This is a genomic window from Pseudarthrobacter sp. P1 (genome assembly GCF_050156935.1).
Taxonomy (GTDB): Bacteria; Actinomycetota; Actinomycetes; order Actinomycetales; family Micrococcaceae; genus Specibacter.
Genome location: NZ_CP189584.1, coordinates 445127 through 462056 on the forward strand (window position 1 = coordinate 445127; position 16930 = coordinate 462056).

Here is a 16930-nt window from a genome sequence, read left to right on the forward strand (position 1 = left end):
GTATCCAACAGCCCCCTCGGCTGCGGAAGCCCGGCCGGTGCGCGGCCAGGGCCGGGCCGTAGGGTGGGTGGATGCTACGCCCTCTGCCGCCCGCGGTGCTGGTGCCAGATAAAGGCGAGCCGCAGGGCTGAGACGGACGCCAGCGACACTCCGATGAGCAGCAGCGTGGCCTGGTCGTGGAGGATGAGCTGGGCCACCAGCACGGCCAGTGCGCCCAGACAGGCCAGGAACCCGGCACTGCTGACCAGCCGGGGCCAGAACCCGGCCAGGACCCGGGCGGCGAGCAGGTTCGTGGCTCCGAAAACGGCCAGGAAGACCGCCGATCCGAACGTCAGCAGGGCAGTGATGTCCGGCAGCATGGCGAACGCGGCACCGAACACGGCCAAGAATACCAGCGCGGTGACGGGCAGGCCGGCCCGGGTGGTGGCGAACACGGCCGGCAGCTCGTGCGCCAGCGCGATCTCGTGCATCTGGCGCGCCGTGGAGAACAAGGTGGCGTTGATCGCCGAGCTCGCTGCCAGCAGTGCCCCCAGACTCGCGATCCAGTACCCTGCGGTCCCCAGCGCCGCCTGGCCGGCCGCAGCGAAGGCCACTTCCTTCTGCGCGACGATCACGCCGTCGCTGACCAGCATTTGGGAGCCGATCGTGACGGTGACGTAGACCAGCGTAACGATCGCGACCGAGAGGTAGAGTGCCCGCGGCAGCGTCCAGGCCGGCCGCACGAGGTCATCGTAGTCGTAGGAAAGCAGCTCGAACCCCTCGTAGGCGACGAAGATCGATGCCGATGCGACGATGACGCTGCCCAGACCCTTGTCAGCCAACGGGGCAAGCCGCTCCGGGGAGAAATGCACCAAGCCGATGGCCGCGATCAGGGCCAGCACCGCGACCTTGATCAGGACGACCAGGTCTTCCGAGAGCGCCGATGCGCCCACCCCGCGCAGGTTGATGCCCAGAAACGCCAGCAGGATCAGGATCGCGAATCCGTTCGCGAATGCTCCCGGTAGACCGAACACGTGTGCTGCGTAGTGGCCGAAAGTGAAACCATAGACCGCCAACGCGATCAGATAGCCGAACATGAGCAGCCAGGCGATGTAGGAGCCGGTGCGCGGGTACCCGGCATTGTGCAGGTAGACGAAGAGGCCGCCGGAGCGTCCGGCGCGGGCGGAGAGGGCTGCGAAGGAATGTGCGGTCACCATGGCGATGGCCCCACCGATGATGAAGCTTCCCACGGCGGCGTGTCCGGCCAGTGCGACGGTCACGCCCAGGACGCTGAAGATGCCGCCGCCGATCATGCCTCCGACCGCCATCGCCACCGCATCGCGCAGGCGCAGCTTTCCCAGTCCCTTGTCCCGGTGCGCGGCCGTCCTGGGATGGAAGGGCGCCTTCGGTGTGGGAGGTCCGCTGGTCATCTCGTGCACCCATTTCTCTGCCAGCGATGGCAGGTTTTCGTGCCTGCGCCGACCCTAGCACCACCGCTGAACCGTTAAGGCCGGTGGGTCTAGGATGCCTATAGACGCCGTTGAAAGGGAAGACTAATGACCGGTAGCAGCCCATTGGTGATTGTGGTTGGTTTTGATGGATCCGAGCATTCCCAGACGGCACTGAGCTGGGCGGTGGAGGAGGCCCGCCAGCGCAACGGGCAGCTCCGCCTGATCACGGCCTGGAGCAGCCATCCGATGTCGTGGTATCCGGCCGTGCTGGAAACGGCGGCCGGTGAGATCGCGGCCGAAGATTCCCCTCGACGCATCGCGGAAACTGTCCAGGCCGGGGCATTGGAGAGTGCAGCCGCCGGGGGAGTGGTTGCCACCGGGCACGTCGTTCATGATCATTCCCCGGCATCGGCGATACTTGCTGCCGCCCAGGACGCGGATCTCATCGTCGTTGGTTCCCGGGGGCATGGCGGATTCCCCGGTCTGCACCTGGGCTCGGTCACGAGCCAGGTCATCCACCATGCACCGTGTGCTGTCCTGGTTGCCCGGCCCAAGACCAACGGAGGCGTGAACCACGGGTAAACCTCCATGGTGCGGGGCGCTTGGTCCGCGAATGGTTTGGCCACGATGACGTCGGTCGGGGAATGGGCCATGATGGCCAGCACAATGACCAGCGCCACGGCCTGAAAGCCTCATCGAATCGATCCTCGCCTGATTCGAGGATGAGAAGCCCGTTGAAGACAGGGGCGGGCCCGTCGGTCCGAACCGCATCGCAGCAAGTTGGTCTTTGGCTGGCAGCCGTGACTCCACACCACAAGTCATACCCCGGTTTGCGGCCAACCGAGCTGGCCATGAACCTTGCTTTACTGGGTTGCCGCCGGTTCACCGGTTCCTGTAGTAGTCCTTCCAGATCAGCCGATGGACGGGTATCTTCCGTGGAAGCGACCGCAGCCCGGGGATGAACGGGAGCAGGGTCAACAGGAGAGAGAGCCCCACCATGGTGAACACCACCAGAATGTCGGCATTGGCCGAGGACTTGAACGGCTCTATCTGGTAGAGCAGCGAGAAGAGCCACAGCCATGACTGGCCCGGGGTGTCGCCTGTTTCATTCATGACCCCCCACTGGTCACCGGTCAAATGAGCTGCAGTTGCCAGGTCTGAAAAATACGTTCCGTCGCCCAAGAACAAGATGGTGGGCGTGTAGTCCAGGTTGTACGGTTCCCCGCCGTTTTGGAGGACGCCGTCCAAACTGCCTTGGGTCGCCATGGCCAGCAGCCCCCCGGTCAATGAGGGCACTGGCCCATAGTCGCCGGGCGCCACTTGTGCCGGATCGCCGTCGGGAGCGGCAGACAATGCATCCGCGTAGCTTGTAGTCCATGCGGTGCGTTGTTGGTCCGTGGCCGTGGTCCACGCCGCCAGGGCCGGCTGCGGTCCGGGCAGCGTTTTGAGCGGATTGATGACGAAGTCATTGGCCGTATCGATCGGGATGCGCACTCCGGAAAGACTCTGCAAGTCGATGAAGCCGATCTTCTGGGTCGCGTCGGGCGTCGAGTTGTACGGCGGTCCATAGCCTGCCGTGTCGCTGTCCCCGTCGAGCTCGTCGGTGGCCGTCGCGACAAAGTCCGCCGGCGCAGCCGCCGCCCACGATTTCAGGGTGATCCCGGGTTCGTCCGGCGAGCTGAACACGGCCGACAAGCCGCATACCAGCAGGCCCACGACAACAACGCCGATGGTGAGTTCCTTGAGGAGATCGTAGTCGCGGACGCGACCGTGCCAAGGCCGGCCGGCGACATTGTCGCCCTTCCGCCAAGACATCTGGGTCGGCTGCCTAGTCATGGCTTTTCGCCTTTACGTCCGGCGTTTGGGCAGCCGGGCCGCGCAGCTGGGCATCCGTCTCGGCCGCATCCAAGGGGGGAACCACACCGTGGGCCCGAACCAGCAACACATGCAGTGCGACGACGGCACCGACGGCCAGAGGGAGCAGTGTGATGTGCCACATGAAGATCTGGCCCACGTTGGCGACGTTGAACCAGGCCCCGACCCCGACGGCGTTCAGTGCGTCCTTGGCCTCGAACGAAATCCATTGGGAATCAAAGTTTGTCTGCAGCAGGTAGCCCGTAAACGCGGCTACCACGGAGACGAGGAATGACACCATGCCGGTGATCCAGGTCAGAACCCGTCCACCGCGCCAGGCCGCCACCCAAAATTTGATCCACAGGTGGACCACCATGAACATGAAGAACAGTTCAACACTCCACAGATGCACACTGTTGACAAAATGACCGAGGGCGGAGACGTGGTACCACTGGGGTCCGTTGAGGCCGAGCACCACTCCGGAGGCGATGATAAAGACCAGCCCGGCAACGGCACCCATGCCGAATACATAGGCCCAGGATGCCACGTACCTTGGCTGGTCTTCGGGCAATAGCTTCTCCGGTGGAAGGTGTTTCAACAGCCAACGGCGTGATTTGCCGGTCCACGTATGGACTCCGGTTTCTTCGGCCTCGGGTTCCAGCGCCGGCTGGCTTCCAGTAATCACTTTCTCCCCTTGCCACCGGGAAACGGCATCACCAGCGCCAGGACGAACAAGACGATCATCACAACGATGACGACCAAATTGCCCGACTGGATGATGAACCCACCCCAGCCAAAGTAGGTGCCAGAGCTCATGACCTCTGTCATCCGATCCTCCTTGCTGGTGGTTGCCTTCACCACGATCAAACCCTTGCAGCGGCCAGCGCGTTATTGCCTTTAGGCCTTGTTTCGGACAGGCCCCGCAACGTGCCATTGGCGTCGGACGCCAAGATTGCCACGGTTACGTCCCGCTGAGTGGTGGAGTTTTCTCGACACCGTGCAGGTCAGTTATTTGATTATGCGGCCGTGAGTTCGGGGAGCAAAATCGGCTCCTCTATCGGCGTGGCGGGTGTGGTGTTCATTGTCTGGAGTTCGGCCATGGAGGCCTCGGAGAGGTACCGGCGGTTCCCGGCTTCCCATTCGTCGTGTTGTTCGACGAGGGCCGCGCCGGCGAGCCGGAGCAGGGCCGTCGCGTTGGGGAAGACTCCGACCACGTCGGTGCGGCGTTTGATTTCCTTGTTGACGCGTTCCATGGGATTCGTGGACCAGATCTGGCGCCAGTGTCTGGCCGGGAACCCGGCGAAGGCGAGCACGTCCTCCCGGGCGTCGTCGAGCATCGCGGCGACCTTTGGATGGGATTTTTGCAGCATACAGGTGACTTCGTCGAGCTGGGTGTTCACGTGCCCGGCGTCGGGTTGGGCGAAGGCGGTGCGGATGATCGAGGCAACCATGTCCTGGGATCCCTTCGGCATGCTCGAGAGCACGTTGCGCATGAAATGCACCCGGCAGCACTGCCACCCCGCGCCCTGGCATACCGTGCCGATGGCCTTCTTCAAGCCTGTGTGGGCGTCGGAGATGACCAGCTTCACCCCGTCCAGCCCGCGGGCCTTCAGTGACCGCAGGAACGCGGTCCAGAATCCCTCGTTCTCGCTGTCGCCGACGTCGAAGCCCAGGACTTCGCGGCGCCCGTCCGCGGCCACGCCGAAGGCGACCACGACCGCCTGGGACACGACGCGGTGCCCGACGCGGGCCTTGCAGTAGGTGGCGTCCAGGAACACGTACGGGTAGTCCATGGCCGAGAGGTCCCGGACCCGGAACGCGCCGACCTCGTGGTCCAGGTCCTCGCAGATCCGGGAAACTTCGGACTTGGAGATCCCGGTATCGGCCCCGAGCGCCTTGACTTTGGTCTCGACCTTGCGGGTGGAGACCCCGTGCAGGTAGGCCTCCATCACGACCGCGTAGAGGGCCTGGTCCACGCGGCGGCGGCGCTCCAGGAGGGCCGGGAAAAACGACCCGTTCCGCAGCTTCGGGATCTTCAGGTTCAGATCCCCGGCGGTCGTCGTCAACGTCCTGGGCCGGGACCCGTTGCGCTGCGTTGTCCGTGCCTCGGAGCGTTCGAACGGGGCGGCGCTGATGAACGCGGTCGCCTCGGCCTCGATGAGCTGCTGGTAGAGGGTTTCGGTCGCAGTGCGGATCCGGTCGGAGACATCGGTGAGTTTGAGTTGTCCGAGGAGGTCAAGCAGGGCAGACTGGGCTAGAGCCATCGTGTGTTTGTGTCCTTTGTGAGTTCTTTGATCGGTACTCACTGACCATCGCACGATGGCTCACTACGTCACCGGAGCAACGCGCAACTGCGGAGATCTACACCACTCCACGGGACGTAACCCGAGGGAACCGACGAAACCAGAACCTTGGACGATACCCTGGGTCGGGTCTGGGCGGCTTTGGCTGCACTGCCGGAACAGGAGCTGAGCATGCTGTCGACGGCGTTTCTGGACCGGTACCTCCCCAACGGGGGTGATCGGCCATGAGCGGCATGGGGCGGGCAGCCAAAGTCCGGGCCGAGCGTCGCTTGGAGACGGCCCGCCGCGGCGCACGCCTGCTGGATCGCAAGCAGCGCATCCTGGAGGATGAGCTGGAACGGCTCCAGATCCGCACGGAATTAGCTCGCGCCGAGTGGGGGGATCTGGCCAAGGAAGCCACCCTCTGGTTGCGCCGCGCTGCCGCCCTGGATGGAACCGGACGGATTGCGGCTGCGGCACCCTTGGAGGCTGCCGGCGTCGTACTGCGGTGGGGCAGGGCGATGGGCGTGCTCTATCCCGAAGATCCACAATGCCGGCTTCCGGCGGCGCTTCCGACGGGCGGAAGCTCTGCGCTGCATTACACGGCTGTCGTTCACCGTAGCGCGCTCGAAGCCGGGGTGCGTGTTGCCGCAGCCCAGCGCGCGGAGATGTTGTTGGCTGCCGAACTCGCGGCGACCCGGATCCGGCAGCGGGCGGTTGAAAACCGCTGGATTCCCAGACTGGAGAATGAACTGCTCCAAATCCGCCGGCAGCTTGACGCGCAGGAGCTTGAGGAGAGCCTGCGTCTGCGCTGGGCCGCTGACCAGAACTCCGGGAACACGGCCGGATCGATGCTGGCCGTCGGCGGGAAAGGGGACTGATGGGCGATGTGATCATCGTGGCGGTGAATGATTCCCGGGCAGTTTTCCGGGCTGCCGAAGTGGCCATCGACTATGCACGTCGGCTCGGCGCACGCCTGCGGGTCGTGACGGTCCGGGACACCGGGCTGCTTGACTGGCGTCCCGGTGACGTTGACCAAGCCGCCGTGGGAAGGAATGCTGATCTGGGAGCCGAAGCAGCGCTGAGCCATGTGGCCGCGCTGGGAGCCGCGGCAGGTGTGGATGTTTCATTCAGCCGGCGATCAGGCCGTGTCGCCGCTGAAATCCTGGCCGAGGCCCGAGCCGTCAAGGCGGCCCTGATCGTGGTCGCACTGGTGGACCGACCGGGCCACACCACCCCCTATATCGGAAGCCACACCCTACGGGTTTTGGAGTTCTCGGGTGTCCCCGTGCTGGTGGTACCTCTGCGGCCCGCACTCTGAATGCCGCACAGGATGCGCCGCCTGGAAGAGATCCGGAGCCTGCCATCGAGAACAGGGTGGCGTTGGTGGCGGAACTCCCCGCCAAAACAGCGGCCACGTCGCGGAATTGCCTGGGCCGGTTGGAGCAGCGCTTTACACCATTGCGGCGTTTGCATTCCTCCAGGTCGAACCCCTGCGGCCAACTCTTCTTCCGGACGGACCGCTCCGGGGTGGTGAACCGTGTCCGTCTGGCAGGGACAGCAGCTGAGGATTTTCTCCGTCATGGTCGGGGATGAGGATGATAGACATCGGCATTCCGCGTCCGTCCACGCGCAGGTGGATCTTGTCTTCAGTCCGCCTGGGACCGCCCCATCCCTTCTCCCTCCACTGTGATGGCCTCGTTTCCGGACCGGGACCCCCCTTTTTTAGGGCCCCGGCGGCACGGTGGTGGGCCCCGGCGACGGTCGAGTCGAATCTGAGGATCCATCCATTCCGCCTCGCCCACGGGTCGTCATTGAGGTCCGCCTCGTCCAGTGTGGTGCCGACTTCGTGCAGTTCTTGTTCGAAAATCGCCATGGGTGGAGGAGGCCCACGGAGGAAAGAATTTACAAGTAGCCTTGGACGCCGTCAGGGGAGCAGGGGTCTTGTTGACTCCTGAGGCAGCCGCCGCGTTTTCTGGGGAAGCCGGCGGCTGCGCTGACCGCATCTCTCATGCGGGCTGTCAATAGCGTTCCCTGCGCACACTGGTGGCGGAAAAATGAGGGTGTGCACAATGTGCACGCCCTTGCCGCCGGACTGGTCCGGATTCGGCATGTTTCCGCGCCTTCCCAGTGTTGGCAGGGGCAAAAATCCGGTTCGAGTCCCACCTCGGGCACAGTGTTTCCGCAGGTCAGGGGCCCTTTGGGCCCTGGCTTGTGGACAAAACCCGCCAAAGTGTTGACACGGAGTCCGCTTGGCGCGGCCAGTCGGCCCGAAATTACGGGCCCATGACGTGTGGGCTGCGTTGGTTGCTGACCATTTGCCTGTCCTCGTTTCCTGGGTTCCTGCTGTCCGGATTACTGTCGCATACCTATTCATCGGTCGAACGGGCACTTGCGACATGATGAGGCAAGAACATTTTTGAGAGACGTTTGGCGCTCCCCTCCCACAACGACTGCGGTCCAGCCGAATCTAACCTGATCCCACCTGCTGATTGATCACCCATGCCTTTTCACGGGAGCAAGACACTGCCGCAGTGTGACCGCTGCATTGCCGCAAGAGCTCAGACCGCCTCAAAGGCCACTTTCATAGGCCCTTGCCTGGCCGTCCGCCGATGTTGATCATCGTCTGATCGGAGAACTCACTCATGAACCAAGTGAGATTGCTCGAGTACCGTCTGCAATAACCCGGTGCAGAGGCTGCCCATCGCCAAGGGTCTGTCCTGTGAATCGGTGGCCGGTTGTGTTAGTCCTGAAATGTGGTGGGACGAGGAGAACTGACGGATATGGCGTGGGCACGGACCGGGCCGCTGCTGCCGGCCTCCGGGCGCGGCGGGCAGTGGCGTGACCACCGGCAGGTGATCAACGCGATCCTGTTCAAGCTGCGCACCGGCGCGCCCTGGCGGGACCTGCCCGAACGCTACGGGCCGTGGAAGACCGCGCACGAGCGGCTGCGCAAGTGGACGCTGGACGGGACCTGGCAGAAAATCCTCGACGAGGCGATCGTCAAGGACGACGCCGTCGGGGAGGTCGAGTGGATCCTCAGCATCGACTCCACCGTGGTGAGGGCCCACCAGCATGCCGCCGGGGCCCGAAAAAGGGGGCTGCCGGCCCGGAAAAGAGGCCATCTCAGGGCCTGGCGGACGCAGGCCGTGGCCGCGTCCGTGCCGATCTGTTCACCGTGGGTGGCCCAGTTGCCATAGGCCAGGGCGCTGATGTACATGCCCGATGAGCCAAGTTTCCGGTATTCCATGTGAGGGCTTCCTCTTGAGGTCTGATGCGGTCGGCGGTCCCGGGGCAGGTGCTGGGAAGTCGTCGACCCGGGTCCCGCCACCTGGCTAGACGCCTGCCCGCTGTTCCAGGTGGGCCCGCAGTTCCTCCGTGGTCGGTGGATTGGCGCCCGGGCGCCGCACGGTGATGGCGGCGGCCATGGAGGCCGTGCGGCCCAGCTGCTCCACAACGGCGGGTGCGAGGCCGTCGGCGGCGCGGGTGAGGAGTCCCATGATCAGGGCTGCCATGTAGGAGTCGCCGGCACCAATCGTGTCGGCGACGGTGGATTCCACTGCTGGGATGTGCAGGCGTGCCGCGGGTGTGGCGAGCAGCGACCCTTGCGAGCCTTGGGTGATGACTGCCAGTCCGGCGCCCAACCCCAGAAGGTGCGTGGCAATCTCATCCAGGTCCTTGCGGGGGTAAAGCCATTTGGCGTCCTCGTCGCTGAGTTTGACGACGTCCGTGAGGTCGATGAGGTCCTGAAAGGTCGACTGCGCCTCGGCATGGCTGCCGAGCAGGGCGGGCCTGATGTTGGGGTCGTAGGTGATTGTGCATTCGTGGCGGCAGTGCTGCAGGAGGGTTTTGACGGCGCCGGCGCCGGGTGCGAGAAAGGTGGCAATCGAACCGGTGTGGAGCACCTTGGGAATGTAGGCCGGAGCGACCGGTTCAAGGTCCCAGACGACGTCGAAGTCGTAGCTGGCGGACCCGTCCGGGGCGAGGGTTGCCGTGGCCGATGAGGTTCTGTCCAGGGAGTGGGAGCCCGGAAGCAGCGTCACACCGACGCTGTTCAAGTGCGCCTCGATGGCGGCGCCACGGCCGTCGTCGCCGAGTGCGGTCAGCAGCCCGGTGGTGACGCCGAGGAGCCCCAGCCCGTAGGCGACGTTGGCCGGCGACCCGCCGGGATGTTCGCTCGTGCCCTCGGGCGAGGCGACGACGTCGATGAGGGCTTCGCCGATGACGACGACGTCCAGGAAGTCCCGGGGCCGGGAGGCGCGGTCGGAGCAGTTCATGTCATTGTCTCTTTCAAATGCTGCGGTCAGGACCAGCGCGTGAGGTTGAGGCTTCCCACAGTTGCTGTGCCGCCGGAGGCGTAGAGGGCGACGCCGGTGCTGGTGGTGGAGGGGAAGATCAGCTCCGTCACGGTGACCAGGCCGCCCTGGGCGAAGACTTCAACGGAGCAGTGGTCCACATAGACGCTCAGTTGGTAGGAGCCGTCGATGGCCAGGAGCGGGGCCGAATCGATCGAGGCGAACGATTCGTGGAAGTCCGTCAGCCCGGAGTCCCGGCGGTCGACGAAGATACGTCCCTGTGCGGGCTGGATGCCGATGCGGGTGCCCTGCGTTCCGTCGCCGCGGACGACCAGCCCGAATTCCGCCGCCGTTCCGGGCGTGAACGTGAGGTCGATGCGTTGGACGCTGCCGGCTGCACCGTCCAGGACTACCATTTCGTTGGAAATGGCAGCCGCTTCGAGGGTGAACGATGGGGCCAGGCCGGAGACCGAGGCGGGGTCTTCCGCGACGTGCTGTGCCAGTCGCAGGGTGCCGTCGACGGTGCGCAGGGACACTTCACGAACCAGTGACATCGGGCTCCGCCAGGGAGAGGTGGGGATCTCGTTGGCGTATTGCCAGTTGTTCATCCAGCCGATCATGAGCCGGCGGTTGTCGGGGGCGTCGCTGAAGGAAACGGCGGCGTAGTAGTCCCGGCCCCAATCCAGCCACTGGTACTCGCCCAGCCGGGCCGGGTCCTGGAGGCCTTCGGTGACAGTGGTGGAAGAGGTGAACGTGGTGCCGTCGAAATCTCCGATGAAGTACTGCCCGGCGGAGCCGTGGTTGGGTCCTCCGGGGTTGAGGTTCACAACGAGGACCCATTTGAGGTTCTCCGGGTCGCCGTCCACGGGCAGCGGGAAAAGGTCCGGGCATTCCCACACGCCGCCGGTCGCGTTGGCCGGGCCGAAGCTGCTGAGCAGTTCCCAGTCCTTGAGGTCCTCGGACTTGTAGAGGACGACCATGAAGTCCTTCGCTTCCACGGCTACCATGACCCAGTAGCTGCCGGCGTCGCCGTCGTAGCGGAACACTTTCGGGTCGCGGAATTCGGCCGATCCACGGTCCAGGACCGGGTTGCCGGCGTGTTTGGTCCAGGTGTAGCCGCCGTCCAGGCTGTAGGCCAGCGATTGGGCCTGGACACCGTGGTGGGTGGAGCCGGCTTTGAAGGCGCTGGTGTACACGGCGACCAGTGGTGCCTGGGACTCGGTGCCGAATGCGCTGGTGTTGTGTCGGTCAAAGACGATGCTGCCGGAGAAGATGTCTTCTTCCTCGTCGCAGGCGATGGCGACGGGGTGCTCGGTCCAGGCCAGCAGGTCCGCTGAGGTGGCGTGGCCCCAGGACATGTTGCCCCAGACGTTGTCCACCGGGTTGTTCTGGTAGTAGAGGTGGTAGAGGCCTCCGTGGTGGATCAGGCCGTTGGGGTCGTTGAGCCACGTGTTCCGTGCTGCGTAGTGCAGGGCAGGGCGGAAGGTGTCGGCCGTCGTGGCGGTCGAGGCAGTCATGTGGGCAGGATCTCGTTTCTCTGCTGGCGCGGGGTATCGGCGATGCGGGTTCCCTGGCGGCAGGGTGGGCCGGTGGCTGTCGCGCCGGCCCACCCTGCCGCTGGCGGGTTAGGAGTTCTTCTTGTAGCGGTCGTAGGCCTGCTGGTAGACCTCGATCATTTTGTCGACGCCGATGGTCTTGAGCTGGGAGACGTAGCCGTCCCAGTCCTGGTCGATGCCTCCGGAGACGATCCATTTGGCGGTGTTCTGCTTCACGAGCGAGGCGGAGTCGGTCTCGATGCTGCTGATCTGCTGGAGTTCGTCGTTGGAGAGCGCCACCGGTGGGTAGCCGTCATTGCCGGCGAAGGGCTTGTAGTTCTCGTTGACCGTCTTCTGGCGGTCCGCGGCGCGCGGTTCGGGAGCGACGACGGTTGTGAAGTTCTCCGCGGTGTTGGCCTTCGGCCCGCCCGGGGCGACCATCTGGCGGCGTTCGCCTTCGCTGGTGCCGGCCGGGGCGGGGATCTGGGTCAGCAGCCCGGTGGTGGCGTCCTTTTGGAGGGTTTCACCGATCGGTCCCCAGTTGGCCTGGGCGGACTGGATGGGGTCGTAGAGGTTGTCGGCCCAGCGCATGGTGGCGGCAGGGTACTTGTCGGCCCGGGTGATGGCGAAGGCGCCGCGGGCGATTTCCTGGTTGTTGGACTGGCTGGCAATTCGTTTGCCGTCCACGCCTTGAAGGACGGGCACGAGGGTATAGTCGCTGGCCCGGTCAGCGCCGACCATCTCGGGGATTTCCCACCAGACGAACGAGCCGAGGTTTTCTGTGCTGGCCTTGCCCTTGGCCAGGTAGGCCTTGTCGTCCTGGGAGAAGGATTCCGGATCGATCAGGCCCTCCTGGTACCACTGGTGCAGGGTCGCGATGGCCTTCTTGTAGCCGTCCTGGGTGGGGGTGTAGATGACCTTGCCGTTCTGGACGATGCGGTGGTCCATGTTGTCCGGCACACCGCCCAGGGCGGCGATCAGGTCAACGATGTCCCCGCACCAGGAACCGGGCATGAAGCTCAACGGGATTGTCTTGCCGGTCCCTGAGGCGTCCTTGGTCTTGAAGGCCAGCAGGGCGTCGTGGAATTCGCCGATGGTCTTGGGCATGGGGATGTTGAGCTTTGCCAGCCAGGCGGTGTTGATGGCCAGTTCGTTGGGGAACTGGACCAGGCCGAGTTCCTCCACGGAGGGTAGGGAATAGATGTGCCCGTCGGAGGAGGTGATGGCTGCCTTGATGTCGGGCCGGGTCGAGAGCAGCTTGGAGAGGTTGGGTGCGTTCTTCTCGATCAATCCCTCCAACGGGATCAGGGTACCGCTGGCGGAGTACGTGGCAATCTCCGAATCCGTCAGACCGGTGTTGAAGAAGGCGTCCGGCAGGTCTCCGCTGGCCAGGATGAGGTTCTTCTTTTCCTGGAAGACCGTGTCGGGCAGGTTTTCCCAGTTGATGTGGATGTTGGTGTCCTTTTCCCAGTCCTTCACCACGGCCATGGTGTTGTAGTCCGGGGCCAGGGCGGCCTTGGTTCCGGAGAACTTCAGGGTCAACTGCTGGTTGACGATCGGGAATCCGGTCTGCTGGAACCCGAAGTCGGCGGAGGCGTCTTTGATCTCCGGTGCGCCGGACTTGGCACCGGAGCAGGCGGTGAACGTCAACGTTCCTGCCAGGACGGCGCCCAGGACGGCGTATTTGCGGCTGATGGCCATGGTCTTTCCTCTTCTGGGGTGTGGTTGTGCCGGCCCGCGGCGGGTGCCGTGGGCCGTGGTGTGGTGTGGTGCTTGGGGGAGGGGGTGCTATTTGACGGCGCCGATGAGGGCGCCCTTGGTGAAGTGCTTCTGCATGAAGGGCAGGGCAATCATCAGTGGCAGGCTCGAGACGACGATCATGGCGTACTTGGTGAGCTCCGCGATCCTTTGCGCTGCCGCATAGGAGGCGATGTCGCCACCGGTGGTGCCGGTGGATGAGACGTCTGACTGGATGAGGATGTTGCGCAGGACGAGCTGCAGCGGGTATTTGGAGTCGTCGTTGAGGAAGATCAGGGCGTCGAAGAACGAGTTCCATTGCGCCACGACGTGGATCATGATCATCAGCATGATCAGCGGCTTGGACAGTGGAAGCACCATTTTGACGAAGAACCTGAAGTCGTTGGCGCCGTCCATCTGGGCGGCCTCACGCAGTTCGTCCGGGATGGTGTGTTCGAAGAAGGACCGGGCGATGATCAGGTTCCAGACACCGACGGCGCCCGGGAGCACGACGGCCCAGATGGTGTTGAGCATGCCCAGGTCCCGGACGACCAGGTACTTGGTGATGAGTCCGCCGTCGAAGAACATGGTGATGACGAACAGGAGCATCAGGAACTTCCGGCCCGGCATGTCCTTGCGGGAGAGGGCGTAGGCGCCGCCGAGGATCGTGGTGACGCTGATGGTGGTTCCCACGATGGTGTAGATGGCGGTGTTGCCCAGCCCGGTCCAGATCCGGCTGTCGGCAAGGATCCGCTGGTAGCCCTCGATGGTCACACCGGAGGGGAACAGCCAGACCTTGCCTTCGTAGACGGCGTTGGGGTCGCTGATGGAGGCGATCACGATGAAGTACAGCGGGTAGACCACGGCCAGAATGGACAGCAGCAGGACCACTGTGGCGGTGATGCTGAAGACGCGGTCACCGTACCTGTCCCTCAGCGTCTGCTTCGCGCGCACCGGGCGGGCGGTGCCGGAGGGGGTGTTGGTCTTGACGGGGATGGTTTTCAAAGACATTTTGGCATCACCACAGGGTCGCTTGGTTGGCCCGGCGCGCCACCGTGTTGAAGAACAGCAGCAGTGCCAGGTTGAGGACGGAGTTGAACAGGCCGATGGCGGCCGAGTAGCTGAACTGGGCCTGCTGCAGGCCCGCATGGTAGACGTAGGTCTGGATGATCTCGGAGGTGGAGAGGTTCAGCGGAGTCTGCATCAGCAGCGCCTTCTCGAAACCGACGTTGAGCAGGTTCCCGATGGCCAGAATGAACAGCACCGTAATGACCGGCATGATGCCCGGCAGATCGATGTGCCTGATGCGCTGGAGCTTGGAGGCGCCGTCGACCTTGGCCGCGTCGTGCAGTGCCGGGTCGATGCCGGCCAGGGCCGCCAGGTAGACGATCATGGAGAACCCCGCGTTCTGCCAGACATCGGAGATGACGTAGATGGGGCGGAACCATTCCGCGGATCCCATGAAGAAGACCGGTTCGCCGCCGGCGAGCTGGATGGCATTGTTCACCAGTCCCGACCGCGGGGACAGGAGCACAAACATGATGCCCACGACCACGACGGTGGAAATGAAGGCCGGCGAATAGAGCACCGTCTGGGTGAACTTCTTGAACCTTTCGCTCTGGAGCTGGTTGACCAGCAGGGCCAGGATGATCGGGATCGGAAAGGCCACCAGCAGGCCCAGAATGGCAATCCACAACGTGTTTCCGACGACCTGGCCGAACTGGTAGGAATTGACGAACCGGATGAAGTGCTGCAAGCCCACCCAGGGGCTGTCGGTGAAACCGTCCACGGGGTTGTAGTTCTTGAAGGCGATCTGCACCCCGTACATGGGCCAGTACTTGAAGATCGCGATGTAGGCGAGGGACGGCAGTAGTAATACGTATAACTGCCAGGCTCTCAAGATTCTTTTCAGGCGAAGCGAAAAGGAAATCCTTCGTTGCGGCAAGGCGGCCGCCGATGGACGCCTGCTTCGGGCCGTGATGGTGCGGCTCATGGGATCTCCTTGGGATGTGTTACGGACTTGCGTTCAATGAGAGGGCACTCCATGAGCTCGACCCGGCCATCGGGTTCCGCCCCTTGGAGGAGAAGGTCAACCGCGCGCCGGCCCATGGCGACGAACGGCAATTCCAGGGTGGTCAGCCCGGGACGAAGATGTGGCGCAACGGTGGTCTGGTTGTCGAAACCGACAATGGACAGGTCCTCCGGGATGGACAGGCGCAGGTCCGAGGCGGCCTGGTAGGCGCCCCACGCCGTCCGGTCGTTCGCGCAGAAAATTGCGGTCGGCGGCGTCGCTGCCGTCAGCAGCTCCATGGCGTACCGGTAGCCGTCCTCCTCGCCGCCCTGGCCGAAGCGGACCAGGGACGGATCCACCTTCAGTCCGGCCTCTTCGAGGGCCCGCTGGTAGCCTTCGTGGCGGCCGACGGCGGCGGGGAGTCCGCTCTCCAGGGACTCGATGTTGATCAGCCCGACCCGGGAATGCCCCGCCTCGAGCAGCCGGCGGGTGGCCGTATAGCCGCCCTTCACTTCGTCCGGGGCGACGCTGGGGAGGTGCCCGGCACGGTCCTGGGAGTTCAGTACCACCGAGGGGACCCCGGCCAGTGCCGAGGGGACGTCCAGCAGTCGGTGGTACATGGCGGCGTACACGACCCCGGCTACCTTGTAGGAGAGCATGGTGTCCAGGGATGCGGCTTCAAGCTTTTTGTCGCCGCCGGTGTTGACCGTCAGCAGGAGCAGCCCGTCTTCCCATGCCCGTTCCTGCGCGCCTTCGATAATGGCGCCGGCGAAGGGTGAGGTAGCGACGGAGTCGCCGATGAATCCGACCATGCCGGCGACGCCTTCGCGCAGAACCTTGGCGTGGGCGTTGGTGCGGTACCCGAGCTGGTCAACGGCGTCCCGCACCCGCCGGCGGGTTTCTTCGGAAAAGCGGGATCCGGGTGCCGAATTCAGCACCAGGGAGACGGTGGCCTGTGAGACGCCGGCGGCAGCGGCGACATCGTGCATCGTCGGTCCGGACTTTGGCCGTACTCCTGCCATGGGCACCTCCTTGGGCCAGTCAATTTGATCAGGTCATTCGTATAACTTCTGAGAAAATGTATCACGGCTCACATTGGGCGTCAACAAGTGGATGGATGTCCGCATGGATGGTGTCCGATCCGGTGGATCGTTGCCATGTCTTGGTCGGCTCTGGTCCTCAGCATCAGCTAAAACAGCCAATCGAGGCAGTGAAATTGCGGGAAACGAAATTGGCAGTTACGGCATGGGTGTTTGGAAACCGCAGGACTCCGTGGCGTCGACTCCGTAGATTGTGGGCCGTGGGAATGCCTCATGACCTTGGAGCTGAGACAGTACGCTTCGTCTAAGGTTGCGGCCCTACAACGGGTTGTTGCGGTACTTGGATGGAAGGTCAGCCTCGATACAAGTTGCCGGGCACGGGGAAATGATGGTGGCCCGCAATTGAGCGGATGACGCGGCGATGGTCTGGGGATCCCGAGGAAACGGTAGCAAAATGAGGAGCTGTCCCAGGGGTGGTTCCTGACCAATGGAATGGGTGTTGACAATGTCAACACTCATTCCATTCGGACCCGGCCGTACCGGTGCCGGATTCGGCATGTTTGCTCAACTTCCCCGTGGTTGCAGGGTCCGGAATCCGGTTCGAGTCCCACCTCGGACACAGTGTTACAGCAGGTCAGGGGCATATTGACCGTTGAAGCGTTCCCATGGCGTCCCCAAGGGGGCCTCTGTATGACGCTGTCTTGTCCAAGGGGTCGTAGAGGACCGGCACGCGGACGGCGCGTGGA

Annotated in this window: 15 protein-coding genes; 4 read left to right on the forward strand and 11 right to left on the reverse strand. The window is 64.0% G+C overall.

Going from position 1 to position 16930, the window contains the following annotated elements; genetic code table 11:
- Positions 1–74: 74 nt before the first annotated feature.
- Positions 75–1409, reverse strand: coding sequence for an APC family permease (locus tag ACQCSX_RS01975; RefSeq protein WP_427017354.1), 1335 nt, complete (start codon positions 1407–1409; stop codon positions 75–77).
- 126 nt (positions 1410–1535) lie between these two features.
- On the opposite strand from ACQCSX_RS01975, the gene ACQCSX_RS01980 reads away from it, so the two are divergent.
- Complete coding sequence (locus ACQCSX_RS01980) at positions 1536–2012, forward strand: universal stress protein (RefSeq protein ID WP_427017426.1); 477 nt, start codon at positions 1536–1538, stop codon at positions 2010–2012.
- A 300-nt stretch (positions 2013–2312) separates the two neighbouring features.
- Here ACQCSX_RS01980 and ACQCSX_RS01985 read toward each other — a convergent pair whose 3' ends face one another.
- The 4 genes from ACQCSX_RS01985 to ACQCSX_RS02000 form a co-directional block, all read right to left on the reverse strand.
- Complete coding sequence (locus ACQCSX_RS01985; protein WP_427017427.1) at positions 2313–3266, reverse strand: hypothetical protein; 954 nt, start codon at positions 3264–3266, stop codon at positions 2313–2315.
- A complete protein-coding gene (locus tag ACQCSX_RS01990) occupies positions 3259–3969 on the reverse strand; it encodes a cytochrome b N-terminal domain-containing protein (protein ID WP_427017428.1) in 711 nt (236 codons plus the stop codon). The genes ACQCSX_RS01985 and ACQCSX_RS01990 overlap by 8 nt, the downstream gene beginning before the upstream one ends.
- On the reverse strand, positions 3966–4145 hold the full coding sequence (locus ACQCSX_RS01995; protein WP_427017429.1) for a hypothetical protein: 180 nt from the start codon (positions 4143–4145) through the stop codon (positions 3966–3968). Before ACQCSX_RS01995 ends, ACQCSX_RS01990 begins: the two co-directional genes overlap by 4 nt.
- 155 nt (positions 4146–4300) lie before the next feature.
- Positions 4301–5548: an IS256 family transposase gene (locus ACQCSX_RS02000; protein WP_427017430.1), complete on the reverse strand. Its 1248-nt coding sequence runs from the start codon at positions 5546–5548 to the stop codon at positions 4301–4303.
- A gap of 263 nt (positions 5549–5811) precedes the next feature.
- On the opposite strand from ACQCSX_RS02000, the gene ACQCSX_RS02005 reads away from it, so the two are divergent.
- From ACQCSX_RS02005 to ACQCSX_RS02015, 3 genes are all read left to right on the forward strand, one after another.
- Positions 5812–6447, forward strand: a complete 636-nt coding sequence (locus ACQCSX_RS02005; RefSeq protein WP_427017431.1) for a V-type ATP synthase subunit D — start codon at positions 5812–5814, stop codon at positions 6445–6447.
- Positions 6447–6887 (forward strand): universal stress protein, encoded by a 441-nt coding sequence (locus ACQCSX_RS02010; RefSeq protein ID WP_427017432.1) that lies wholly within the window; start codon positions 6447–6449, stop codon positions 6885–6887. Before ACQCSX_RS02005 ends, ACQCSX_RS02010 begins: the two co-directional genes overlap by 1 nt.
- Positions 6888–8325: 1438 nt before the next feature.
- On the forward strand, positions 8326–8766 hold the full coding sequence (locus ACQCSX_RS02015; protein ID WP_427017433.1) for an IS5 family transposase: 441 nt from the start codon (positions 8326–8328) through the stop codon (positions 8764–8766).
- Positions 8767–8901: 135 nt separating this feature from the next.
- Here ACQCSX_RS02015 and ACQCSX_RS02020 read toward each other — a convergent pair whose 3' ends face one another.
- The 6 genes from ACQCSX_RS02020 to ACQCSX_RS02045 all read right to left on the reverse strand — a co-directional run bounded on the left by ACQCSX_RS02020 (position 8902) and on the right by ACQCSX_RS02045 (position 16166).
- Positions 8902–9843, reverse strand: a complete 942-nt coding sequence (locus ACQCSX_RS02020; RefSeq protein WP_427017434.1) for a carbohydrate kinase family protein — start codon at positions 9841–9843, stop codon at positions 8902–8904.
- Between the two features lie 26 nt (positions 9844–9869).
- The gene (locus ACQCSX_RS02025; protein ID WP_427017435.1) at positions 9870–11378 is read right to left on the reverse strand and encodes a glycoside hydrolase family 32 protein; all 1509 of its coding nucleotides are present in this window, start codon (positions 11376–11378) and stop codon (positions 9870–9872) included.
- Between the two features lie 108 nt (positions 11379–11486).
- Positions 11487–13097: an ABC transporter substrate-binding protein gene (locus ACQCSX_RS02030; protein WP_427017436.1), complete on the reverse strand. Its 1611-nt coding sequence runs from the start codon at positions 13095–13097 to the stop codon at positions 11487–11489.
- Between the two features lie 87 nt (positions 13098–13184).
- Positions 13185–14144 (reverse strand): carbohydrate ABC transporter permease, encoded by a 960-nt coding sequence (locus ACQCSX_RS02035; RefSeq protein WP_427017437.1) that lies wholly within the window; start codon positions 14142–14144, stop codon positions 13185–13187.
- A 7-nt stretch (positions 14145–14151) separates the two neighbouring features.
- Positions 14152–15126 (reverse strand): ABC transporter permease, encoded by a 975-nt coding sequence (locus ACQCSX_RS02040; RefSeq protein ID WP_427017438.1) that lies wholly within the window; start codon positions 15124–15126, stop codon positions 14152–14154.
- Complete coding sequence (locus tag ACQCSX_RS02045) at positions 15123–16166, reverse strand: LacI family DNA-binding transcriptional regulator (protein ID WP_427017439.1); 1044 nt, start codon at positions 16164–16166, stop codon at positions 15123–15125. The genes ACQCSX_RS02040 and ACQCSX_RS02045 overlap by 4 nt, the downstream gene beginning before the upstream one ends.
- Between the last annotated feature and the right edge of the window lie 764 nt (positions 16167–16930).